The 21,950-nt window shown below is 69.4% G+C and carries 17 protein-coding genes, 2 pseudogenes and 1 other annotated feature; of the genes and pseudogenes, 4 read left to right on the forward strand and 15 right to left on the reverse strand.

The features are described 5' to 3' along the window. Positions 1-27: 27 nt before the first annotated feature. From EZJ19_RS02465 to EZJ19_RS02480, 4 genes are read right to left on the reverse strand one after another with little or no spacing between them, the layout of a single operon-like run. A complete protein-coding gene (locus EZJ19_RS02465) occupies positions 28-915 on the reverse strand; it encodes an efflux RND transporter periplasmic adaptor subunit (RefSeq protein WP_131444722.1) in 888 nt (295 codons plus the stop codon). A 14-nt stretch (positions 916-929) separates the two neighbouring features. Then, on the reverse strand, positions 930-1,127 hold the full coding sequence (locus EZJ19_RS02470) for a DUF1656 domain-containing protein (protein ID WP_131444723.1): 198 nt from the start codon (positions 1,125-1,127) through the stop codon (positions 930-932). Position 1,128: 1 nt separating this feature from the next. Next, positions 1,129-3,282 (reverse strand): FUSC family protein, encoded by a 2,154-nt coding sequence (locus EZJ19_RS02475; RefSeq protein WP_131444724.1) that lies wholly within the window; start codon positions 3,280-3,282, stop codon positions 1,129-1,131. Beyond that, positions 3,279-4,736 carry an efflux transporter outer membrane subunit gene (locus tag EZJ19_RS02480; RefSeq protein ID WP_165873428.1) on the reverse strand — a complete coding sequence of 486 codons (1,458 nt, stop codon included), beginning with the start codon at positions 4,734-4,736 and terminating at the stop codon, positions 3,279-3,281. The genes EZJ19_RS02475 and EZJ19_RS02480 overlap by 4 nt, the downstream gene beginning before the upstream one ends. Before the next feature lie 115 nt (positions 4,737-4,851). Between EZJ19_RS02480 and EZJ19_RS16750 the strand changes: the two are divergent. Then, positions 4,852-5,010: pseudogene (locus EZJ19_RS16750) on the forward strand (helix-turn-helix domain-containing protein); the annotation flags it as partial. Positions 5,011-5,058: 48 nt separating this feature from the next. After that, complete coding sequence (locus EZJ19_RS02485) at positions 5,059-5,757, forward strand: substrate binding domain-containing protein (RefSeq protein WP_420813096.1); 699 nt, start codon at positions 5,059-5,061, stop codon at positions 5,755-5,757. A gap of 81 nt (positions 5,758-5,838) precedes the next feature. Here the strand turns inward: EZJ19_RS02485 and EZJ19_RS02490 are convergent, their stop codons facing one another. The 9 genes from EZJ19_RS02490 to EZJ19_RS02530 form a co-directional block, all read right to left on the reverse strand. Continuing rightward, the gene (locus EZJ19_RS02490) at positions 5,839-6,246 is read right to left on the reverse strand and encodes a glycine zipper 2TM domain-containing protein (RefSeq protein WP_131444727.1); all 408 of its coding nucleotides are present in this window, start codon (positions 6,244-6,246) and stop codon (positions 5,839-5,841) included. 66 nt (positions 6,247-6,312) lie between these two features. After that, positions 6,313-7,794 (reverse strand): AAA family ATPase, encoded by a 1,482-nt coding sequence (locus tag EZJ19_RS02495; protein ID WP_131444728.1) that lies wholly within the window; start codon positions 7,792-7,794, stop codon positions 6,313-6,315. Further along, the gene (ppx, locus tag EZJ19_RS02500; RefSeq protein WP_131444729.1) at positions 7,791-9,287 is read right to left on the reverse strand and encodes an exopolyphosphatase; all 1,497 of its coding nucleotides are present in this window, start codon (positions 9,285-9,287) and stop codon (positions 7,791-7,793) included. Before ppx ends, EZJ19_RS02495 begins: the two co-directional genes overlap by 4 nt. Positions 9,288-9,476: 189 nt before the next feature. Continuing rightward, a complete protein-coding gene (locus tag EZJ19_RS02505) occupies positions 9,477-10,400 on the reverse strand; it encodes a c-type cytochrome (protein WP_206199295.1) in 924 nt (307 codons plus the stop codon). Positions 10,401-10,634: 234 nt separating this feature from the next. Then, positions 10,635-11,054, reverse strand: a complete 420-nt coding sequence (locus EZJ19_RS02510) for a c-type cytochrome (RefSeq protein ID WP_131444730.1) — start codon at positions 11,052-11,054, stop codon at positions 10,635-10,637. A 27-nt stretch (positions 11,055-11,081) separates the two neighbouring features. Continuing rightward, positions 11,082-11,462 (reverse strand): c-type cytochrome, encoded by a 381-nt coding sequence (locus EZJ19_RS02515; RefSeq protein ID WP_131444731.1) that lies wholly within the window; start codon positions 11,460-11,462, stop codon positions 11,082-11,084. Positions 11,463-11,470: 8 nt separating this feature from the next. Then, positions 11,471-12,739 carry a cytochrome C gene (locus EZJ19_RS02520; RefSeq protein ID WP_165873430.1) on the reverse strand — a complete coding sequence of 423 codons (1,269 nt, stop codon included), beginning with the start codon at positions 12,737-12,739 and terminating at the stop codon, positions 11,471-11,473. 231 nt (positions 12,740-12,970) lie between these two features. Further along, positions 12,971-14,311 carry a sensor histidine kinase gene (locus EZJ19_RS02525; RefSeq protein WP_131444732.1) on the reverse strand — a complete coding sequence of 447 codons (1,341 nt, stop codon included), beginning with the start codon at positions 14,309-14,311 and terminating at the stop codon, positions 12,971-12,973. Positions 14,312-14,365: 54 nt separating this feature from the next. Continuing rightward, positions 14,366-15,043 (reverse strand): response regulator transcription factor, encoded by a 678-nt coding sequence (locus EZJ19_RS02530; protein ID WP_131444733.1) that lies wholly within the window; start codon positions 15,041-15,043, stop codon positions 14,366-14,368. Positions 15,044-15,224: 181 nt separating this feature from the next. On the opposite strand from EZJ19_RS02530, the gene EZJ19_RS02535 reads away from it, so the two are divergent. Then, a protein-coding gene (locus EZJ19_RS02535) for an IS3 family transposase (protein ID WP_131444734.1) occupies positions 15,225-16,462 on the forward strand; the annotation gives its coding sequence in 2 pieces (ribosomal slippage) (positions 15,225-15,522 and positions 15,522-16,462; 1,239 coding nt in all). After that, positions 15,512-15,628 (forward strand) — a sequence feature (AL1L pseudoknot). It overlaps the preceding gene by 117 nt. Before the next feature lie 745 nt (positions 16,463-17,207). Beyond that, entirely contained in the window at positions 17,208-18,383 is a 1,176-nt protein-coding gene (locus EZJ19_RS02540) for a hypothetical protein (protein ID WP_206199296.1), read from the forward strand. Between the two features lie 298 nt (positions 18,384-18,681). Here the strand turns inward: EZJ19_RS02540 and EZJ19_RS15740 are convergent, their stop codons facing one another. Both EZJ19_RS15740 and EZJ19_RS16840 read right to left on the reverse strand, forming a co-directional pair. Next, a complete protein-coding gene (locus EZJ19_RS15740; RefSeq protein ID WP_165873431.1) occupies positions 18,682-20,664 on the reverse strand; it encodes a DUF748 domain-containing protein in 1,983 nt (660 codons plus the stop codon). 74 nt (positions 20,665-20,738) lie between these two features. Continuing rightward, positions 20,739-21,941 (reverse strand): annotated as a pseudogene (locus EZJ19_RS16840) (DUF748 domain-containing protein); the annotation flags it as partial. Between the last annotated feature and the right edge of the window lie 9 nt (positions 21,942-21,950).

Raw genomic sequence — 21,950 nt, forward strand, 5'->3', positions numbered from 1 at the left:
CGTAATCTAACGCTTCAAGCGAGCTATTTAGCTCGCCGGCTTCGGCCGCACCGCGATGCTGCAGCTCATCCCCGAGGCCAGCTGGACGCCGGCCGGCACCCGGTCGATCTGGATGCGCACCGGGATGCGCTGGGCCAGGCGGACCCAGGTGAAGTTCGGGTTGACGTTGGCCAGCAGGTTGCCCGCGGTCGTGTTGTCACGGTCGGTGATGCCGCGCGCCAGGCTGGCGACGTGGCCCTGCAGCACGATGTCGGTGCCCAGCAGGGTCATCCGGGCGGGGTCGCCGACGTGGATGCCGGGCAGCCGGTTCTCCTCGAAATAGCCATAGACCCAGAACGAGTTCCGGTCCACCACCGCCAGCCGGGCCTGGCCGGCCTGGGCGTATTCGCCGGCGTAGACGGCCAGGTTGGCGACCCAGCCGTCGACCGGCGCCCGCACCTCGGTGCGGGCCAGGTTGGTCCGGGCCGTATCGCGCAGGGCGACGGCCTCGGCGAGCCGGGCCTGGGCGGCCGTCTCGCTGAGCGCGGCGTCCTCGCGGTCCTCGCGCGAGACCACCTGGTCGTCGAGCTGGGCGCGCCGGCTGGCCTGGCGATGGCGCATGTCGAGGTCGGCACGGCGCTGGGCGACCAGGGCCTCGGCCTGGGCCAGGGCCTCCTTGAAGCGCGTGTCGTCGATCCGGAACAGCAGTTCGCCGCGCTGCACGAACTGGTTGTCGGCGACCGCCACCCGGGTCACCAGGCCCGCCACGTCGGGCGCGACGGCGACCACGTCGGCGCGGATGCGGCCGTCGCGGGTCCAGGGTCCGTCCATGTAGCGGTGCCACAGCGCCCGGCCGGCGAACAGGGCCAGGGCCAGCAGGGCCAGGGTGGACAGCACGCGCAAGGCCGGCGTGCGGAGCAAGCGTTTCAATTCCATCGCTACACCTTGAGTCATGGGTAGAAGAGCAGCCCGGCGGCCGCGAACAGGGCACAGAACACGGCCACCCGGAACAGGCCGGGGTGCCAGACCCAGCCGTAGACGCCCAACCGGGCGAGCAGCCGGTCGAGCAGCAGATGCGCGGCGCCGGCCGCGAGCAGGACGCCGAACAGGAAGGGCAGGCGCACGCCCGCCAGGACCAGGTCGGCCATGTCAGCGCCCTCCCCCGGCCGGCCCGTCGAGCACCGAGACGGCGTCCAGCAGGGCGCTGCGGATGAAGTGCAGGTCGAGCACCAGGGCGCGCCGGGCGGCGGCGGTCAGCGCGGCGTCGGCGCCGTCGAGGGCGACGATGGCGGACTCGACCGCCTCGGCGGCAACCCGGCGCCGTGCCCGCGCCGGCGCCTCGAACAGCTCGCCCAGGCGTTGCAGGGCCAGCGACAGCGACAACGGCAGGGCCTCGGCCGGGCTGCCGGCCATGACGGCGCGCAGGTCGAGCACGGCGCGGCCGGTCTCCAGCACGGTGAGCTGCCAGTCGAATACCCAGTGGTCGATCTCGTCGGCCAGCTTGCCCTGGGTGGCGATGCGCTGGACCAGGTCGCGGCTGGCGCTTTCCAGGACCTCGCGCCGGGGCGGCACTGGGTCCAGGCAGGCGGCCACCATCTGCCGGCGCAGGGCGCCGACGATGCGGCGCCGGCTCCAGGGCCCGGCATTGGGATCGAGCAGCTGGTAGAAGGTGATGGCCACGACGAGGCCGACGAAATCGGCCAGGCAGGCGTCGACGAAGGTCGGCAGGTCGGCGCTGAAGCTGCGCTCCAGGCTGCTGTGCAACATGAACGAGATGTACAGCCCGGCGCCGACCCCGGCCCAGCGCGGCGTCGAGGCCAGCCAGGCGGCCAGGGCCAGGGGCGGGATCAGGATCAGGCCGAGACCCACCCAGTCGTCGGCCAGGGGGATCAGCTGGAAGTTCCAGAGCAGGCCGATGGGCAGGGCCAGCAGGCTGCCGAGCATGGCCTGGCGCAGGACCCGGGCCGGTGCCGGCAGGGTGGCGAACACGGTGCCCGAGGCGACGCCGTTGGTGATCGCGCCGGTGCCCGACGGCCAGGCCGTGGCGGTCCAGAAGCCGGCCGTCACCACCATCACCAGGACCCCGCGCAGGGCGCCCAGGCCGGCCAGCAGCGGGTCGGTGCGGGTGGAGAAGCGCAGGGTCTCCTCGTCGGCCAGGCGGCCGCCGCGCGCCAGGTCGTCGGCACCCTCGTCGAGCGCGGCCTGGGTGGCGCAATAGGCGGCGAATTCCTCGGCCAGGCGCTGCAGCAGCTCGATGCCGGTCTCGAAATCGAGGCGCTGGGCGGCATCCAGCGTCGCCGGCAGGCGTGCCCGGCAATCCGCCGCCCGGCGGCCATAGTCGTCGCGCCAGCGGCCCAGGGCCGGCAGCAGGCGGCCGGCGGCCGGCGCCGATTGCGGCGCGACGGCGAACAGCGCGCTGAAGCCGCCGTACAGGCCCATGAGCGCCTCCGTCACCGCCGGGTGGCCGGTCGCCTGCAGCCGGCGCAGCATCTGGTGGTAGGCGTGCAGGATGCTGGTCACGCCCATGAACTCGTGGTTCAGCAGCTGCAGGCGCAGGCGCTGCCGGCGCAGGTCGCTGCTCTCCAGGGCGGCGTTGGCGCTGGCCGCCTCCAGGCCGACCGCGTCGCCGGCGAAGCGCAGCATGGTGGCCTTGCCGGTATCGCCGGCGCGCAGCTTCGCCGGGGACTCGGCCAGGACGGCGCAGAAGTCGGTGAAACGCCGGCTCACGGCGCCGCGCACCAGGCCCGCCATGCGCAGCGGGAACACCGTGTCGCTGACCAGGGCGGCGCAGAGCACGCCGACCAGCATCTCCAGCATCCGCGTGGTGGCGATGTCGAACACCGCGGCCGGGTTGTCGATGGCCGGCAGGGCGACGAAGCAGACCGTGTAGCCGGCCAGCACGAAGCCGTAGGACTGGAAGTTGCGGTAGACGAAGGAGCCGGCCGTGGCGGCCGCCATCCAGAGGCCGAAGTAGAGCCAGAACAGCTCGGGCGTCTGGGCGAAGCCGCCGATCAGGATCACCGATGCGGCGGCCCCGGCCAGGGTGCCGAGCAGGCGGTAGTAGCTCTTCTGGAAGACCAGGCCGGTGCGGACCTGCATGACCAGGTAGACGCAGAACATGGCGGTGCGCGGTGACTCCAGGTTGCCGGCGAGCGAGATCACCAGCGCCAGCTCGGCGGCCAGCACCACCTTGAACACGTGCACGGCACTGGTCCAGCCGGGTGCCCGCTGCCACAGGCGGAACCGGGCCGCGACGCGGCGCCAGGCGCCGGCCAGCGGCGCCGGCAGGACGGCCGCGCTCATTGCCGCGCGCCCGCGGCCGGGCCGCCCAGGTCGCCGCCGGCGGCCAGTACCAGGCCGGCGTAGGCGACGCGCCGTTCGCCTTCGAGTCCGGCCAGGGTCTCGCGGTCGGCCAAGACGGCGGCGCGGGCGTCGATCTCGGCCTGCTCCGGGACCAGGCCGGCGCGCAGCGCCTTCTGCGCCGCCGCCAGCCGGTGTTCGGCCGCGGCCAGGGCGGCCCGGTAGGTTTCCAGCTCGTGGCCGTTGCGCTGCAGGCGTTCCAGGCGGTCGGCCACCTCGCGCAGGGCGTCGACCAGGCCGGCGTTGTAGTCCTCCACCGCGGCGTCGTAGGCGGCCGTCTCGTGGCTCAGCCGGCTGCGCCGGCGGCCGCCGTCGAACAGGGGCAGCGAGAGCGCCGGGCCGGCCCCGTACATGGCCGAGCCGCTGGCGAGCAGGTTGCTGAAGGCGAGCGACTGGACGCCGACGAAGGCGAGCAGGTTGATGTTCGGATAGAAGTCGGCCTTGGCGGCGGCGATGTCCTGGCCGGCCGCCTCGACCTGCCAGCGCCGGGCGATCAGGTCCGGCCGGCGGCCGACCAGGTCCGCCGGCAGGCTGGCCGGCAGGTCGAGGCCGCCCTGCCCGGCCAGTTGCGGCCGGGCGATGTCGTCGCCGGCCTGCGGTCCGAGCCCGGCCAGGGCGGCGAGCAGATGGCGGTCGAGCACGATGTCGCTCGCCAGGGCCTCGACCCGGGCCTGTTGCCGGGCCAGGGCTTCGCTGACCGCGTCGGCCTCGCGGCCGGTGCCGAGGCCGGCGCGTTGCCGACGCTGGGCGATGGTCAGGTTGGTCTCCAGGCGGGACTGCTCGGCGCGCGCGATGTCGGCCAGCTCGTAGTGGGCCGCCAGCTGGGCGTAGGCCGCGGCCAGCGCAGCGACCAGCTCGATGCGGACCTGGCGCACCTCGGCCTCGGCCACGTGGACGCGGTCGAGAGCGGCGGCCAGGCGGCTTTCCTTCTGGCCCCAGAGGTCGAGGTCGTAGCCGAGGCCGAACACGGCCTCGTTGTTCCAGTAGACGCTGCCGCCGATCGGCGGCGGGAAGAACTGGTTCGCGGAGTAGCGCTGGCGGTAGGACCGGGCGTCGAGCGCCAGTTCCGGCCGGGTCTCCGAGCGCGCCATGCCGGCGACCGCCGCCGCGGCCTCGGCCCGGGCGCGCACCGCCTTGAGGCCGGGGTTGCCGGCCAGCGCCTGGGCCACCAGGCGGTCGAGCTGCGGGTCGCCCCAGGCCGCCCACCAGGCGTCGCCGGCCGCGGCCGGGGCGGCCGACAGGCGCGCGGCGGCGACCTGCTCGACGCTCGCCAGTTGCGCCTTGGGGGCGATGCCGGACAGGTCGGCGCAGCCCGCCAGGAAGGCGAGGCCGCCGGCGCACAGGAATAGTCGGGCCGCGACCGGCAAGCCGGAGCGGGGGCATTCGTCGGGGATCATGGCCGCAAAGATAAGAGTGAAAACACCCCGGATAAATGGGCTTTTGTAGATAATTTGTTCCATATTTGGAACAAACACCAAAGCGAGAAAAAAAATGTCCATGAACTGGAACGAAATGGAGGCCTTCTGCACGGTCGCGGAACTGGCCAGCTTCACCCGCGCCGCCGAGCGCCTGGGCCTGCCGAAGTCCAGCACCAGCCGTGCCGTGGCCAACCTGGAGGCGCGCCTGGAGGTCCGCCTGCTGGAGCGCAGTACGCGCCGGCTCCGCCTGACCGACGCCGGCCGCGACCTGTACGAGCAGATCGCGCCGCTGTTCGGGCGCCTGCACGACGTCGTCGAGGAATCGCAGGCGCAGCGCGACCGGCCGCAGGGCGTGTTGCGCATCTCGTCGCCGTTCGAGTTCGGCATCCTGCAGCTGAACCGCATCATCTGCGACCTGCTGCTGCGCCACGCCGGCCTGGAGGCCGAGATCGAACTGTCGACCCGGCACAGCCACCCCCTGGAAGGCAATTTCGACCTGGTGTTCAGCCTGCACGAAAGCGACCCGGAGGATTCGAGCATGGTCGCGCGCCGGGTGTTCACCATCGCCACCGTACTGTGCGCGGCGCCCGTCCTGGTCGAACGCTTCGGCCTGCCGCAGCAGCCCCGCGACCTGGCCGCCTGGCCCTGCCTGGCCGACGCCACCGATACGCTCTGGCGCTTCACCCGGCCGGGCCATCCGGAAACGCACGAGGTCCAGGTCAACGGCCGCCTGCGTACCGGCAACGCCTCCCTGCGCCTGGGCGCGGCGGAGGCCGGCCTGGGTGCCGCGGTGATCTCCGCCACCCTGTGCCGGGAGGCCATCGAGCAGGGCCGGCTGGTGCAGCTGCTGCCGGATTACCGGCCCATGCCGCGCCGGGTCTACGTCTTCATGCCGGCCCGGCGCCTGATGCCGGCCCGGGTGCGGGCCTTCCTCGATGCCATCGATTCACTGGTCGGGGAAAAGGAGCCGGATCGGGCCGGATTGCGCCTGATACGCTGAGGGACGCGGCCGTTTCCGGCCGCCTGCCCGGCGGGCGCCGGGCGGCCGCCCCGGGGACGGGGCGGCCTGGCGAAGGACGGGTTACTGTAGCTTGACCGGCTTGTTGTCGACGATGCGGACGCGGTCGCCGGCCGCGAGGCCGGGATCCTTGTCCAGCTTGAAGGTGCGCTTGTCGCCGCTGTCCATGGTCACGGTGACCTTCCAGGTGGTGTCGGCGACGTAGTTCTTCTCGACCGCGTTGCCGGCATAGGCACCCGCGGCCGCGCCGCCGACCGTCGCCAGGGTGCGCCCGGTGCCGCTGCCGAACTGGTTGCCGACCACGCCGCCGAGCACGCCGCCGGCGACCAGGCCGACGCCGGAACCCTTGGGTTCGGATTTCTTCACCGCCTTGACGGTGCCGCAGTCACTGCAGTCGGCCGCCACCGCGGCGAGCGGGCCGAAGGCCAGGGCGGCCATGCAGGCGGCGATCCAGAGTGTGAACTTCTTCATGTTTGACCTCCTCGGTTGGCAATGGCGATAACACCATCCTAGCAGTCCGGCATGCACCCGCCAGGGCTATGTTTCGGGCTTGCGCGAGGCCGGCGTGGCACGGTTCAGCGACCACAGCCGGAGCTGCTTGATCTGCTCCTCCATGGTGCGCGACAGGGGCACCATGCGGGCGGTATTCCAGACCACGTCCTGCTCGGTGAACGGCCGTCCCTCCTGGAAACCGCGGATGCGCGCGGCCTTGATCGCCTGCTCGATCTCGGCACCGCTCCAGTTCTTGGTCACGGCGGTGAGCAGCTTGAGGTTGAACTTGTCCGGGTCGCCGCCGTAGGCTGCGATGTGGATGCGCAGGATGGCCAGGCGCTCCTCCTCGCTGGGCAGGTCGAGGAAGAACAACTGGTCGAAACGACCCTTGCGGATCACCTCGGCGGGCAGCCTCTCGATCCGGTTGGCGGTCGCCACCACGAACACGGTGGCCGGCTTCTCCTGCATCCAGGTCAGGAAGCTGGCGAAGATGTTGTTGTTGCCGCCGCTGCCCTGGAGGTCGTAGCCGAAGCTGTTCTCCATCTCGTCGATCCAGAGCACCAGGGGCGCGATGGCCTCGGCCACCTTGAGGGCGTGGTCGAAGGCGTATTCCGGGGCGCCGTAGGCACCGGACAGGACCAGGTTCATGTCCAGGCGCACCAGGGGCAGGCTCCAGGCCCCGGCCACCACCTTGGCGGCCATGCTCTTGCCGCAGCCGGACACGCCCATGAACAGGATGCCCGAGGGCAGCGGCACGCCCGACTCGAAGGCCTGGCGGGTGAACAGCGGCTTGCGCGCCCGCACCCATTCCTTGAGGTTGTCGAGGCCGCCGACCTGGTCCAGGTGGACCGACTTGCCGATGTACTGCAGGCAGCCTTCCTTGAGCAGGGCGTACGACTTCTCCTCGATGATCTCGGGGATGGCCCGGGCCAGGTCGAGCTTGCCCTCGCCGACCAGGCGCCGCATCAGGTGGCCGGCCTCGTCGAGGGACAGGCCGCGCATGGCGGCGGCGCACTGCCGGCGCCAGTCCTCGTCGAGGCGCCCGGCGACGCCGGCGGCGGCGGCGACCGCGTCGATGCGGGCGAGCAGCTCGGCCTCGCTGGGGATGCCCAGGGTGACCAGGAAGACCTGCTTCTTGAGCTCCTCGGGCAGGACCAGGTCGACGTAGGACAGGAACACGTAGCTGTCGCGTCCGGACAGCTGCCGGTAGAGGTCGCGCAGGGCGCGCGCCAGGAGCGGGTTGTCCCTGAGCAGGGCGGGCAGGTCCTGCATCAGGTAGAAGGCCTTGGCCGGCTGGGCGGCGATGTGGGCGAGCGCCTCGACCGGGTCGCGGATGGCCGCGCCCGGGCCCGCGGCGGAGTGGAACCCGCGCGCCGAGCTCCAGTACACCAGGGCGTTGCGGTCGCCGTACCGGCGCTCGGCCAGCTCGCCGAGCAGACCCGCCATGCGTTCCTCGTCGGCACCCTGCAGGTAGAACAGCGGGTAGCCGGCCAGCAGCCCCTTGGCGAGGCGGTCCTGGGTGCTCATGAGCGCACCTGCAGGGCACCCAGGCGGACGACCGGCCGCACCGCCTGCCAGGCCCGCAGTTCCTCGTACAAGGTGGCCTTGCTGAGCGGGTTGGCGGCCATCCAGTCGGCCGGCATGGTCAGTTCGCAGTTGCCGTCCGCCGCGCAGGTCAGCTTGAGGTCTGGGATCGGCGCGTCGCTCCGGCTGCCGTTCAGCAGGATGGCCAGGCGCAGGCACAGGATGAGCGGCCAGATCGCCGCCTCGGGCGGGAAGCCGAGCTTCTCCAGGCCACCCCGGCTGGCCCGTACCAGCATCGCCAGGCGGGCCTGGTCGCGGCGGCCGAAGCCGGGCATGTCGGCGTTCTCGAGGATGTAGGCGCCGTGCTTGTGCAAGCCGGAATGGGCGATCTGGATGCCGATCTCGTGCAGGCGCGCGGCCCAGTTGAGCCAGCGGATGGCCTCGCCGTCGCCGTCCCGGTCGCCCGCGGTCAACTGCATGTACAGGCGTGCCGCCAGGCGTTCGACCCGGCGCGCCTGCTTGCCGTCGACGTGGTACCGGCGCACGAACTGGGTCACCGTGACGTCGCGCATGTCGTGGTTGTGGACCCGGCCGAGCAGGTCCCAAAGGATGCCCTCGCGCATGGCGCCCTGGGCCACGGTCATGGTGTCGATCTCGAGTTCCTGGAACAGCCCGGACATGATGGCGACCGCGCCGGCCAGGACCGGCTTGCGGTCGTCCTTGAGGCCGTCGAGGTCGAGGCGGGCGAAGCTGCCGGCCTTGGCCAGGCGCTCGCGCAGCCACTTCAGGCCGTCGGCGCTGATCTGGCCGTCCGAGATGCCGTTCTGGAACAGGATCTCGCCCATCGAGCGGGCCGAGCCGGACGAGCCCACCGCCTCCTGCCAGAGGCCGCGCCGGAACTGGTGCACGACCTGCTGGACCTCCATGCGGGCGGCGGTGACGGCGGCCTTGACCGAGGACTTCTCCATCTCGCCGCCGGGGAAGAAGCGGTTGCTGAACACCACGCAGCCCATGCGCAGGCTTTCCCGGTCGCGCGGCTCGTAGCCGACCCCGATGATGCATTCGGTGGAACCGCCGCCGATGTCGACCACCAGGCGCGGCTCGGTATTCATGGGCAGGCTGTGGGAGACGCCCAGGTAGATCAGGCGCGCCTCCTCGCGGCCGGCCACGACGTCGATGTCGAAGCCCAAGGTGGCCTTGGCCCGTTCGATGAAGGCCGGGGCGTTCTTGGCCACGCGCAGGGCCGAGGTGCCGACCGCCCGGACGGCGCCCTCCGGCATGCCCTTCAGGCGCTCGCCGAAGCGGGCCAGGCAGGCCAGGGCGCGTTCCTGCGAGGCGGCGTCGAGCAGCTTGTCGTCGCTCAGGCCGCCGGCCAGGCGCACCGATTCCTTGTGGGCATCCAGATAGAAGAGCTGGTCGCCGTCGACGCGGCCGACCTGCAGGTGGAAGCTGTTCGACCCGAGGTCGATGGCGGCGAGGGTGGGATATTCCTGCATATCACCCCGCAACCCGGTGAACGTCCGCGGCGGAGGCCGATGCCCGCGCGGCGGGCGTCGGCGCCGTTACGCGCCGGCGTTTGTCCGCGCCCGGCAGAGCGGTGGCGAACGCAATGTAATCCAGCATGAAAGCGGTCCCGAAGGCATGACTATCGGGACCGGATTATCGCAGATCGCCCGCCGGAGCGTTCAGTAGTCTTCCTGCTGGCGCTTCTTGCCACCCGCCTTGCCGGCCTTGCGGGCCGGGTTGCTGGAGGCCGGTACGCTGGTCACGTAGTCGGCGATGGCCTCCAGGTCGGTCTTCGGCAGGTACTTGAGGCCGTTGTCGATCAGCTCCGCCATCAGGCTGCCGGCACAGTCGCCGTCGGGCCGGTTGCCGGTACCCAGGTAGTCGGCCAGGTCGGACTTGCTCCAGGAACCGATGCCGTACTGGCGGTCGGGCGTGATGTTGGGCACCACGAGGCCGTCCGGGCCGTTCAGGCTGCCGGCCAGTTCCATGCCCTTCTTGAAGCCGCCCAACTGGTTGCGCGGGGTATGGCACTCGGCGCAGTGGCCGGCCCCCTGGACCAGATAGGCGCCACGGTTCCAGGACGCCGACTTGCCGGCCTCCGGCTGGTAGGCGCCGGGACTGAAGAACAGCCACTTCCAGATCACCAGCAGGGGCCGGAAGTTGAGGTACCAGGGCAGTTCGTGCGACTTGTTGGCCTTGACCACCGCCGGCTGGGCATGCAGGTAGGTCCACAGGGCCTGGATGTCGGCATCGCTCATCCGGGCATACGAGGTGTAAGGGAAGCTGGGGTAGTACTGGCGGCCGTCCGGGCCGACGCCCTCGCGCAGGGCACGCCGGAAGTCGGCTTCGCTCCAGCGTCCGATGCCGGTCGTCGGATCGGGCGTGATGTTGGGGGTGTAGAAGGTGCCCAGCGGCGTCGCCAGCTTGCGGCCGCCCGCCAAGCGGGCGCCGCCGTGCTCGCGGTCGGTATGGCAATTCTCGCAACCGGCCATCCGGAAGACCAGTTCGCCCCGGTCGGCGATCGGCTCAGCCCAAACCGGGCCGACCGGGAGAACGGCCACCGTGCAGACGGCCAGGAGCAGTTTGCCCAGGCCGGCCATCATCCTAGAAACCACGGTTGGACGCGCCCGAGTGTGCGGCTGGCGCGTCGACTGGCAAGGCGCGACGACGCAGCATGGTCATTCCCTGCAAGGAGGCGCAACGCGGCCAGGCGGCGCGCCGGACGTGCAATCGGGTGCGTAGCGGGCTCACCCACTGGGTAAACCCCAACGAAGGCAACAAACTCAGACGGCATGTGACATCCCATGGGAAAAAGCGGTCAACTGCGGTTTCTAGGATTATTTGCGGTAGTCCTTGTGGCAGCTCTTGCAGGCCTCGGAGAGGTCCTTGAAGGAGGCCGCCGAGGGCGCCTTGGCGAAGGCGGCCGACTTGGTCTCGGCCTCCTTGGCCAGGCGCTCGAAGTCGGCCCGCTTGCTCCACACCTCGGGCAGGGCATCGCTGTCCGGGCTGGCGCTGCCCTTCGGGAACAGGGCGGCGATGCCCTTGTTCAGGCTGGCCAGTTCCTTGGCGGCGGCGGCCAACTGCGCCTTGTCGCCGGCCTTGTTCTGCAGGATCAGGTTGCTCATGCCCATCAGGCCGCCGTTGGCGTCCATCAGGTTGCGCCGGTACTTGACCAGGGAATCGGTGTCGGCGGCCTGGGCGGCCACGGCGGCCGAACCGGCCAGGGCCAGGAGCAGGAATTTCACGGAAAGGTGCATCGCGGGACTCCTTAAGTCTCGATGGGATCAGTGCAGGGTCGCCAGGTAGGCGATCAGGTCGGCGCGGTCGCCGGCGTCGTCGAGGCCGTCGTACTTCATCTTGCCGCCCGGGACGACGCGCCGGGGGTGGCTGATGTAGTCGTTCAGGCGGGCCTCGGACCAGGCCTCGGCGTTCGCCTTCATGGCGTCCGAGTACTCGTAGTCGGCGACGCTGCCGGGGGCCCGGCCGAGGACGCCGAACAGGCTCGGCCCCTTGCGGTTGCGGCCGGCCTCGACACTGTGGCACTCGGCGCATTGTTCCTTGAACACCCCCTGGCCCTTGCCCGCGTCGCCGGCCGCGAAGGCCGGTGCCTGGGCGGCGGCAAGGATCAGCAGGGCAGCGGTGACGATGGATTTGCGGTCAGCCATGGCGCACCTCAGAAGGACGTCCAGATGAAGCCGTACAGGGTGTTGTGGTCGCTGGCCTTGTCGTCGTAGTTACCCAGCTTGGTGTAGCCGGTGTACTGGACGCCCAGGCGCACGTTGGCCCACGGTGCGCCCCAGGAGCCTTCCTTGCCCCACGGCGTCCAGTCGGCCTGCAGGATGTAGCCGCGGCTGTCGTTCTCGGAACCGGTGCCGCTGGTGTCGAACAGGCCGGCGGTCAGGCCGTAGGTGTTGTCGTAGTGCCAGGAACCGGACACGTCGAAGCGGTTCAGGTTCACCTTGGCGCCGTCGTCGGAGGCGTCCAGGGTCTGGCGTTCGTGCATGTAGGCGGCGTTCAGGCCGAAGATGTTCTTGCGGTCGCCCAGGTAGGTGTAGGTGGCGTCGACGCCGATGTCGTTGTACTTGTCGGACGGGCCGCCGGTGATGCGGTCGACCAGCTTGGTGTTCATGCCCATGAGGCCGACCGACCAGGCGTCCTTATGGTTGTCCTTCAGGTAGGCCAGGCGCCAGTACGGGGCCACGCCGCTGATCTTCTGGTCGGGCAGGTCGACGTTGACGTCGTTCAGGAAGCCGCTCGGCAGCGTCCGGTACAGGCCCAGCTCGGCGTAGACGTTGTTCCACAGGGCGTAGGCGTTGGCGCCGCCGACCTGCATCTCCATGCCGCCGGCGAGCAGCGGCGACGGGGTCTCCTGCAGTTCCGCGGACATGTACGGGAAGCGCCAGGCCGGGGCCGTGTTGAGCGGGTCGGTGACGGACGGGTTGTTGTTCAGGCTCAGGCCGAGCAGGAGGTCGCCGTCCTTGAGGTCGACCGTGCGGGCGTAGCGCACGTCGACGTTGTCCATGGAGAACTTGCCCTGCGCGTGGCCGTCGGTGGTGGCCTGCACGAAGGCGCCCAGGTGGTCGGCCAGGCGGCCGCCCAGGAACAGGGACGCTTCCTGCAGGGACGGGGTGCTGTTGCCGTCCGCCTTGCTGTGGCCGGAGGAGGCGACCAGCATCGCGGACAGGGGGATCTTGCCGGACTTGCCGTCGGTCTCGGAATAGCCTTCCAGCTTGAAGCGCATGCCGTGCGGGGTCAGCTGCGGGCCGAAGGCACCGATGTGGCAGGCAGCGCATTCCTCGCCCGTCTGGCGGGCGAAGCTGGGCAGCGCGTGGGCGGGGGCGGCGAGCGCCAGCCAGGCCAGGGCGGTACCCAGGAAGGACGCCAGGAAGCGGCCGGCGCCGGGGGTGCGGCGCAAGGTCGGGGACAGGAATCGAGCGGACATGGAATACCTCGTGTGCAAGTGGCCGGAAATCGTGGGGGCCGGCCGGCGCCTGGACGGGAGCCCTTCGTCCACGCGCCAACCGGCCTGTCTTCGGAAGTGAATTTACCGAAGCGGGCCACCGGCGACCTTTACAAATATTTAACCAACGGCCGCGCCCCCGGGCCTTGCCCCGCGGGCCTGGCGGCCCCGGCGCCCGGGGCGCCGCCGGCCAGGTTTACCGATCGGTAAGGTTCAGGCGGCCCGAACGGCCGGCAGAACCAGTCGGAACACGCTGCCGCCGCCCGTCGCCGGGCCGACCGTGATGTCGCCGCCGTGGGCGTGGGCGACCGCCTGGGCGAGGCTGAGGCCGAGGCCGTTGCCCGGGAAATGGCGGCTGCGGTCGCTGCGGAAGAAGCGGTCGAAGATGCGCGGCAGGTCCTCCGCGGCGATGCCCGGGCCGGTGTCGGCGACCTCGACGGCGACGCGTCCGGCCGCCGGGCGGGCGGTCACGCAGACCCGGCCACCCGCCGGCGTGTACTTGATGGCGTTGTCGACCAGGTTGGCCAGGGCACGCTGCAACTTGCGCCGGTCGGCGCGCACGGCCACGCGGCCGGGGCTGTCCCCGGTCAGGGCGACGCCCTTGTCCTCGGCCACGCCGGCGAACAGATCGACCACCTGGGCCACCAGCTCGCCCAGGTCCAGCTCGGCCAGCTTGAGCCCGCCCAGGCCCGCTTCCGCCTCGGTGATGTCGAGCATGGTGTTGATCATCAGCATCAGGCGGTCGCATTCCTCGACGATGCTGCCGGCCACCTCGGCGCCCTCCCCGGTCACGCTGCCGTTCACCACGGCGGCCTCGGCCAGGCCGCGGATGCGGGTGAGCGGGCTGCGCAGGTCGTGGGCGATGTTGTCGTTGACCTGGCGCATCTCGGTGAGCACCGTCTCGACCCGCCCGGCCATGGTGTTGAAGGCCGCCACCAGGCTGTCGATCTCGCGCCCCTGGCCGGCCACCTCGACCCGTTCCGAGAAGTGGCCGTCGGCGATCCGGGTCGCCGCCGCCGTGACGCCCTCGACCCCGGCCATGGCCTTGCGCGCCAGGGCCCAGCCGGTCAGGCCGCCGAGGCCCAGCATGAGCGCCAGGATGAGCATGCCGATACGCCGGAAATGGGCGAAGAACAGCTCGCTGTCGGCGAGCGAGACCCCCATCTGCAGACAGCGCGCGCCGTTTACCCGGACCACCAGCACGCGCGCCTTGTGGCGTTCGTCGGCAAGGTCGATGGTGAGGAACCGGTAGGCGCCGACCGGCTCGCCGACCAGCAGGTCGACGGCGCGCGGGATGTTCGGCCAGGCCGTCATGTCCGAGGCCAGGAGGACCTTGCCGGCACCGTCGCTCAGGCGCACGAAGAAATCCGAGGTGCCGCTGGCCAGGGCGCCGGCGAGGAACTCCTCGCGCAGCAGCCGGTCGTCGCCGCTGCGCATCAGGCGCACCATCTCGTCCTTCTGGCGCAGGATGTCCTCGTCCATCTCGTTCAGGGTGTAGGTGCGCACGAGCTGGAACAGCAGCAGACCGCCCAGGATGGAGATCAGCCCGAACACCCCGAGAAATACAGGGCGAGCTGGAAGGCCAGGCTCTGACCGTCGCCGCGCCCCTCAGTTGCCGAGGACATAGCCGACCCCGCGCACCGTGCGGATGAGTTCCGGCTGTCCCTCGGCGCCCTCGTTGAGCTTGTTGCGCAGGCGGCTGACCGTGGTCTCGACGACGCTGGTCTCGGGGTCGAAGCTGTAATCCCAGACGTGTTCCATGAGCATGATCTTGGACACCACGCTGCCCCGGTGGCGCATCAGGTATTCGAGCAGGGCGAACTCGCGCGGCTGCAGGACGATCTCGCGCCGGCCCCGGCTCACCTTGCGCTTGACCAGGTCCATCTCCAGGTCGCCGACGCTCAGGCGCACCGGCTCGACCACGCCGGTGGCGCGCCGGACCAGGGCCTGGACCCGGGCCAGCAGCTCCGAGAACGCGAACGGCTTGACCAGATAGTCGTCGCCCCCCGCCTGCAGGCCCAGGATGCGGTCGTCCACCTCGCGCTTGGCGGACAGGAAGATGATCGGCGTCGCGATGCCGGCGACGCGCGCGTCGCGCACCAGGGAAAGCCCGTCCCGGAACGGCAGCATGATGTCGACCACGGCCGCCTCCCAGCCCGGCTCGCGCAGGCGCGCGAAACCGGTGTCGCCATCGGCGGCCCAGTCCACCTCGTGGCCGGCCTGCCGGAAGCCCTTGACCACGAAGGAGGCGATCTTCTCGTCGTCCTCGATCACCAGTATCCGCATGCTCCGTCCTCACCGTGTCGTCCGGTCGGCATTCTGGCCGCCGGCGCGGCAAAGGTAAACGGGGCACCGGGACGCGGCTCGATGTCGGCTTTCGACGCCATGGGACTTCGGCATCCGCCTCAGACCCGCCGTGAACCGCCCCGGGTTTTGAGGAGGCTTCATCTCTTGAGAGAATGAAGCCATGAAGAGCAAGAAACCCACTCCGCAGTATTCCCCTGAAGTCCGTGAGCGGGCCGTCCGCCTGGTGCAGGAACACCGTGGCGAGTATCCCTCGCTGTGGGCGGCCATCGAATCGATTGCCCCGAAGATCGGCTGCGTTCCGCAGACGTTGCACGAATGGGTCAAGAAGCACGAGATCGATACCGGCCTGCGCGATGGCGTCACAACCGATGAGCGCGAACGCCTCAAGGCCCTGGAGCGCGAGAACAAGGAGCTGCGCAAGGCCAACGAGATTCTCAAGCTGGCGAGCGCGTTTTTCGCCCAGGCGGAGCTCGACCGCCGACTCAAGTCCTGATCGACTTCATCGACCGGCACCGAGAGGTCTACGGGGTCGAGCCGATCTGCAAGGTCTTGCGGATTGCCCCGTCCGGGTATCGGCGCCATACGGCGCAGCAACGCGACCCCCGCCTGCTTTCGGCTCGGGCCCAGCGCGATGCTGAATTGATCCCCGAAATCCAGCGCGTCTGGCACGCCAACATGCAGGTCTATGGGGCCGACAAGGTCTGGCGCCAACTGAACCGCGAAGGCATCCAGGTCGCCCGCTGCACGGTCGAGCGCCTGATGAGGCGGCTGGGACTGGCAGGCGTGCGGCGCGGCAAGGTCATGCGCACCACAATTCCCGACCATGCGGCCCCGTGCCCGCTTGACCGGGTCAACCGGCAGTTCAAGGCGGACCGTCCGAATCAGCTGTGGGTATCGGACTTCACCTACGTCTCGACCTGGCAAGGCTGGTTGTATGTGGCCTTCGTCATCGATGTGTTCGCCCGACGCATCGTGGGTTGGCGGGTCAGTCATTCGATGCGCACGGACTTCGTCCTAGATGCCTTGGAGCAGGCGCTGTACGCCCGGCAACCGGAACGAGCCGATGCCTTGGTGCACCACTCCGACCGGGGCTCGCAGTACGTCTCCATTCGCTACACCGAGCGGCTCGCCGAGGCCGGGATCGAACCCTCAGTGGGTAGCCGTGGCGACAGCTACGACAACGCCCTGGCCGAGACCATCAACGGCCTGTACAAGGCGGAACTGATCCACCGTCGGGCACCCTGGAAGAGTCGGGAAGCGGTTGAACTCGCCACCCTCGAATGGGTAGCCTGGTTCAACAACCACCGGTTACTTGAATCGATCGGCTATATCCCGCCGGCCGAGGCTGAGGCAAACTACTACCGTCGGCTCGCCGACACCACCGTGGAAGCCTCTTAACTTAAACCAATCAGCCTCCACAGAACCCGGGGCGGTTCACCGTGCGATTCTTCGGGGTTCTAAAGGCAGGTTTCTAAGTCGAGCAGTCGCCCCAGATGATCACCCACGGACAAGAGCTCGGCCTTTGCTGTCGTTAGAGTACATCCACTCGAACGACCGGTGTTACTCGGATTGGCGTCCTTGACGCTAAGTCCGAGCGGAACGTCGGTCATCATCAGCCGTGAGGACTAGGCCCTGAGTTGATTGGGTACCCGCTCACTTCACAGCTTACAGGCTAATATTCAACGTTATTACATCGCCGATTGCGATCACGATGCCGCAATTCCTCAGAACCAGCAGCGTCCGACTTCTCGAAGCGAGCCAGGAGGCACTAAACCTCGCGCTTCATAGTCTGGGTATGCCCACGCGGGAGGAGTTGCGCGTCGATTGTGCGCAGTTCGCTGCTCCGACAGGTCTCATCGGCGCGGCTGCGGAACAATGCATGGCTGCGATCCTTGTACAGGTCCTCGGTGAAGAGGCGTTGATGTCATACCCCAACCAGTTCAAGAGCGCGCGGGAGGTCCTACGGGAGGTACGGGCGCTCTTGAGGGCACCGGTTCCTCGCGCTTCGTTCCTAACCGTAGGGGTAGCTGACGCGGCGGCACATCGAACGAGCCTGTATCGAGCTACCGAGGGCTTCGCACTTCTGATCGGAGAGCGGGCGGCAAGCTTGCACGCGGGAAAGGGGCCGTCACGAGCTGTTGCCATGGTTCAAGCGCAGAAGGTTTTAGACTTTTTCAGTCTTCTGGCATCTTCACCCCGAGTGCGCCCGTACTTAGAACGCCTTCCCCGACCGTCTGAGGCGCGAGTGGACCAGGAACTTCTCGTCGATCAGCTGGCCAGGCGGTTCATGGGGGCTGAGACGCTCGCTGACCGAAGTCAGGCCCTTCGGTCGTTGTACCTCGTGCTTCCCGAGGTTCCGGAGGAAGCCCCCGACTGGCTCGATGCGTTTGACCGATCTGCCGTTGCGCCGACAACTGAGGATATCAACCTGTTGCTGCAGACGCTTGAGCGCGCTGCTCCGGTACGGTTCCAGCGGCTTAATGCCGGAGGCCAGGGTCTACCCGTGGTCGTTCGCCAACAAGACCCCAATGCATTACCAATTGCGGCACACCACCTTCGTCGAGCCTTCGGTAACATCCTTGATCAATTTGACGCTGATGTTGGCACCGCGAATGGAAGGCTCGACGCAGGTACCTTGGACGTGCCCCCTGAGAGTTTCTTGCTTGATCTGTGCGTTCTTGGCCCAATCCAACTCTGTCAATCTATTGGGCGTCAAACCCTCACCGCACATGAAGTGTGGCCTTTTGTCGCAACTGCACTGGCACAGCAAGGCACGCAGCGCCCCTTCTGGTTTCTGGTATCCCGAGTCGACGATTTGGGCCAGCTCATTGGACAGCTTCGTCGCGCATTCGCCGTGTCGCGTCGTGCCCAGTTCCGTCAGCAGGAGGCACCGACCATAGAGGCACTTGAGGCGCTGCGCAATGCCAGGCAGCTTACGGCTCAGTCCGAGCTGGCGGAGTTCGCCAGAACCGCGTATGCAGCGGCCGGGGTGTCCAAGGAGGCACTCGCTGTAGCCATCGAGCGGAATCAAGGTACAGAACGGGAATCAGGCCCCGAAGCAGGGGTGATCCTCCGCCAAGTGTCTGTGGGGGCACAAAACGCCGGACTGGCTTACGAGGCAATCATGGCAATCAACAACATTCGAGGGAAACGATATTGGGCCCGTCTTCTCGCCGAGGCATCTACCGACCCTGAGGATCGGGGCATGCTGGTGCAGATATTGCGCAATCCAGATCTTGCATCTGCGCAAACGGCAGCACGGCGCGCCTTGAAATTAATTGACGCAATTGCCTACGGGCCTCAAATCGAGTTGGAATAAGCCGACTATCGACTGCAGGATGAAGCCAGGCCGCTCCCGCGAGTAATCCTTAGCCAAATTGTTGCAACTGTCTGCTAATTGATCAGTAGCCGACTGCGTTTGATAGCTGGTTGAGCGACAGCAATGGCCGACAAGCAGGAATAGGCTATCCGGCAGGTTTCAGAGTAGACCGACCCCTTGAATGACGGCTTCATGGTGGAGGTGACAGGCCGCTCCAGGTTCATCTCCGCCAAACGTTGCCCCAATCCAGACCGGTCATTGCCAGGCACGCACATGGCAATGACCGGCGTTGCTCGTTTCAGTGCGACGCCCCGCGCGCCACGCCAAGGCCGAGCTTGACGGGGACTTCGTGACCCTCGGCGGCAACCGACGCGATTGCCTTCACGGCCAGCTTGTCGGCCGGCACGCCGTCCGCCAGCAGTTCGGCCTGGATCGCCTCGCCGCGCGCCTTGGCCAGGGCGACGAGCTGTTCGTCGGGGACCGCCTCGTGGTCGAGCAGACCCTGGTAGATCAGGGCGTACAGGTCGGCGCCCTTGAGGCGCGCCTCCTCCGCCTCGGAAAGCGGCACCGGCTTGGCCTTGAGCATGCCGGACAGGCGCGAGAGCAGCTTGCCGGCGGTGCCCGTGGGCGGCGGCTCCGGGTTGGCCTGGGCGAACTTGGCCTTGAGGGTCTTCAGGGCGTCGCCGCCGATCCGGGTGGCGTATAGCTTCTCCAGGGCGTCCTGGGTCTTCGGCTGGGCGGTGGACACCGGACCCGGGTCCTCGTCCGCAGCCAGCTTGCGCCCGGAGGCCTCGGCCACGGCGCGGCGCACGCGCTCCTCCTTGATCGCCAGGCGGTCGGCCACCGAACTCCACACCGGGCTCGCGGTCAGGGCCAGGTTGGGCCGCTTGGCCAGGGCCTGGGCGAGCTGCTTGAGCTTGTCCTTTTCGGGCGGCAGCAGCTTGGCCTCGCCGGCGTCGAAGGCGATGTTCTCGAGCTTGTCGCCGCTGATGCCGAGCAGCTTGCCGATGGCCCGGAACGGGGCCAGGGCGATCTTGCCGATGACGTTGACGATCGCCTTCCAGACGATGGCGCCGTAGCTGAACTGCGGGTCGTCCAGGCTGCCGGAGACCGGCAGGCCGAGGTCGATGACGCCGTCGCTGTCCTGCAGGATGGCGATCGCCAAGTCGAGCGGCAGGTCCTTGGCGGTCGGGCTCTCGACCCGTTCGCCTAGGGTCAGCTTGTCCATCACCACCTTGTTGTCACCTTCCAGCTGGCGGTCCTTGATCTTGTACTCGAGGTCGAGCGAGAGCTTGCCGGATTCGATCTTGCGGCCGGCGAAGGTGGCGCTGTAGGGGGTCAGGCGGTTCATCTCGACGTTGCGGAACACCACCTTGACGTCGGTGTAGCCGGTCGGGTCGAGGAAGTCGATCTGGCCCACGGCGCGCGCCAGGCCGTAGTCGTCGACCAGGCCGTCGAGTTCCAGCTGGGCCGGCTGGCCCTTGGCCAGGCTGATGCCGGTGACCGTGCCCTTGAGGTCGTGGATGCGGGTGCCGAACGGCAGGGCCAGGGATTCGTCGGCGAAGTCCATCTCGTTGGCGCTGACGGTCACCCGTTCCAGGTTGAAGCGCATGCCCGGCTTGGCGGGCTGGCCGGCGGTGGCCGCCGGCGCCGCGGCGGGGGCAGCCGCTTTGGCGGGCGCACCCGGCGCCGCCGCGTCAGCCGTCTTGGCCGCGGCCTCCGGCCCGGTCGCCGGCTCGGCCGAGGACTTCATCAGGCGCTTGAGGTTGAGCGTCTTGTCCTTGTAGATCACCAGCTTGAGGCCGAGCCCGTCGACCTTGACCTCGCCGATGTCGACCGCGTCCGGGCTGGCCGACAGTTCGTCGGTGGCGAGGCGCTTCCAGGCCAGGACGCGGTTGCCCGTGTCGGCCTCGTTGACGAGCAGGTCGGTGACGCTGAAGCCGCCCTTGTAGGCGATCCGCTTGCCCACCTGCAGGCGGCCGCGGCTGCCGGCGACCCCGGACGCCAGGGTGACGTTGGCGACCTGGCCCAGGTAGGGCTGCACCGGCGTGAGCTTGAGGCCGGCGAGGTCGACGCGAACGTCGAGCGCGGCCGTGGCCGGCACCAGCTTGCCCTGTACGGTCAGGGCGCCGCCCTGGCGGACCCGGACGGCGAGCTTGACCGGGAGGGCCGCGTTGAGGTCCTGGCTGACGCCGGAAACGCTGGCGGCGACCGGGTCGAGGTCGATGGCGACCGCCGGCTTGACCGTCTCGTCGCGCAAGGCCACCCGGAAGCCGGCCACCTCGGCGCGCCCCAGGCTCCAGGCCCAGCCCGGCCCGGACGCCTTGCTCGCGGCCGGGCGCGGGCCGGGGCCGGCTTGCGGGCGCTCGCCGGCGCCAGGGCATCGAGCAGCGTGATGCGGCCGTTCGCGGCCCGCGTGGCGGCCAGGCGGCCGCCGCTCAGGGTCAGGCTGTCGGCGTCGGCACGGTGTTCCGCGAGGCCGGCCCGGACGCCGGCCAGGGCGATGCGGTCGAGCCCGGCCAGGGGCTTGCCCGCCGAGGCGACGGCCAGCCGGGCCAGCTCGACGCCACCGTCGGCGAGGTGGGCCTGGAGCGGCCCGGCGCCGGCCAGGGCGTCGGCCTTGAAGGTCACCTTCACGTTGCCGACGTCGAGCGCCAGCGGCTTGGCGTAGCCGTGGTCGACGAAATGGACGCCGACGCCGTCCAGGCTGAAGCGGTCGAGGGCGACGTGCCAGGGCGACCCGGCGCCAGATGCCGCGGGCTTGGCCTCGGCGGCTGCCGGGGCCGCCGTGGCCGGCGCGGGCACCTCCGCGGCGGCGGCCGGCGCGGCCGGGAGCCAGTCCTGGACGTCCAGGCTGCCGTCCGCGCGCCGGGCCAGGTTGACCCGGCCGCCGTTCAACTCGATGGCGGCGACCTGCAGGCTGCGGCGGTCGAGGTCGAAGCGGCCGCCCGACAGGCTCAGCTTGTCGAGCGCCAGGGCCGGCTCGCTGGCGCGGGCACCGGCCAGGCGCAACCCTTCGACGCTGGCGCCGATCTGGTCCAGGGCCAGGCTGAGGTGCTTGTTGTCGTAGCCGACCCGGTAACGGGTCTCGACCCCGGCGATGCCCTCCGGCGCGGCGATGTCGACGCGGCCCTTCAGGTAGGGCGCCAGACGGGCGAGCCGGATGCCGGTCAGCGACACGGCGCCGCTCAGGCTCACCGGCTTCAGGGCGACCTCGCCCTGCCAGCGCAGCTGGGCACCCAGCGGGGTGCGCGCCGAGACCTGGTAGCGGCCCTTGTCGTCGGGCAGGGTGGAGAGTTCGTCCAGGCTCAGGTCGAGCGGCCGGAACCCGGTCTCGAAGGCCGGCGCGACGGTGCGGTCGACGAAATCGACGCGGCCGTCCTGGAGCACCAGATGGCGGATCAGCAGGCGCGGCATGCCCTTGTCCGGCTTCTCCTCGTCGTCCTTGAAGGCATCCAGGAAGGCGGTCCAGTTCAGCTTGCCGCCCGGCAGCAGGACCAGGCGGCCCTCGGGACCGGTCAGGCGGATGGTGTCGAAGGTCCAGGCGAAACGCAGCAGGCTGCTCGC

This window comes from Parasulfuritortus cantonensis (genome assembly GCF_004337445.1).
Lineage (GTDB): Bacteria > Pseudomonadota > Gammaproteobacteria > Burkholderiales > Thiobacillaceae > Parasulfuritortus > Parasulfuritortus cantonensis.

Coding starts and splice junctions, on each gene's coding strand:
- EZJ19_RS02510 (WP_131444730.1), bottom strand. CDS start 11,054: ATGCACCTTTCCGTGAAATTCCTGCTCCTGGCCCTGGCCGGTTCGGCC.
- EZJ19_RS02465 (WP_131444722.1), bottom strand. CDS start 915: ATGGAATTGAAACGCTTGCTCCGCACGCCGGCCTTGCGCGTGCTGTCC.
- ppx (WP_131444729.1), bottom strand. CDS start 9,287: ATGCAGGAATATCCCACCCTCGCCGCCATCGACCTCGGGTCGAACAGC.
- EZJ19_RS02475 (WP_131444724.1), bottom strand. CDS start 3,282: ATGAGCGCGGCCGTCCTGCCGGCGCCGCTGGCCGGCGCCTGGCGCCGC.
- EZJ19_RS02490 (WP_131444727.1), bottom strand. CDS start 6,246: ATGAAGAAGTTCACACTCTGGATCGCCGCCTGCATGGCCGCCCTGGCC.
- EZJ19_RS02520 (WP_165873430.1), bottom strand. CDS start 12,739: ATGTCCGCTCGATTCCTGTCCCCGACCTTGCGCCGCACCCCCGGCGCC.
- EZJ19_RS02480 (WP_165873428.1), bottom strand. CDS start 4,736: ATGATCCCCGACGAATGCCCCCGCTCCGGCTTGCCGGTCGCGGCCCGA.
- EZJ19_RS02505 (WP_206199295.1), bottom strand. CDS start 10,400: ATGATGGCCGGCCTGGGCAAACTGCTCCTGGCCGTCTGCACGGTGGCC.
- EZJ19_RS02515 (WP_131444731.1), bottom strand. CDS start 11,462: ATGGCTGACCGCAAATCCATCGTCACCGCTGCCCTGCTGATCCTTGCC.
- EZJ19_RS02530 (WP_131444733.1), bottom strand. CDS start 15,043: ATGCGGATACTGGTGATCGAGGACGACGAGAAGATCGCCTCCTTCGTG.
- EZJ19_RS02470 (WP_131444723.1), bottom strand. CDS start 1,127: ATGGCCGACCTGGTCCTGGCGGGCGTGCGCCTGCCCTTCCTGTTCGGC.
- EZJ19_RS02495 (WP_131444728.1), bottom strand. CDS start 7,794: ATGAGCACCCAGGACCGCCTCGCCAAGGGGCTGCTGGCCGGCTACCCG.
- EZJ19_RS02540 (WP_206199296.1), top strand. CDS start 17,208: ATGGTTCAAGCGCAGAAGGTTTTAGACTTTTTCAGTCTTCTGGCATCT.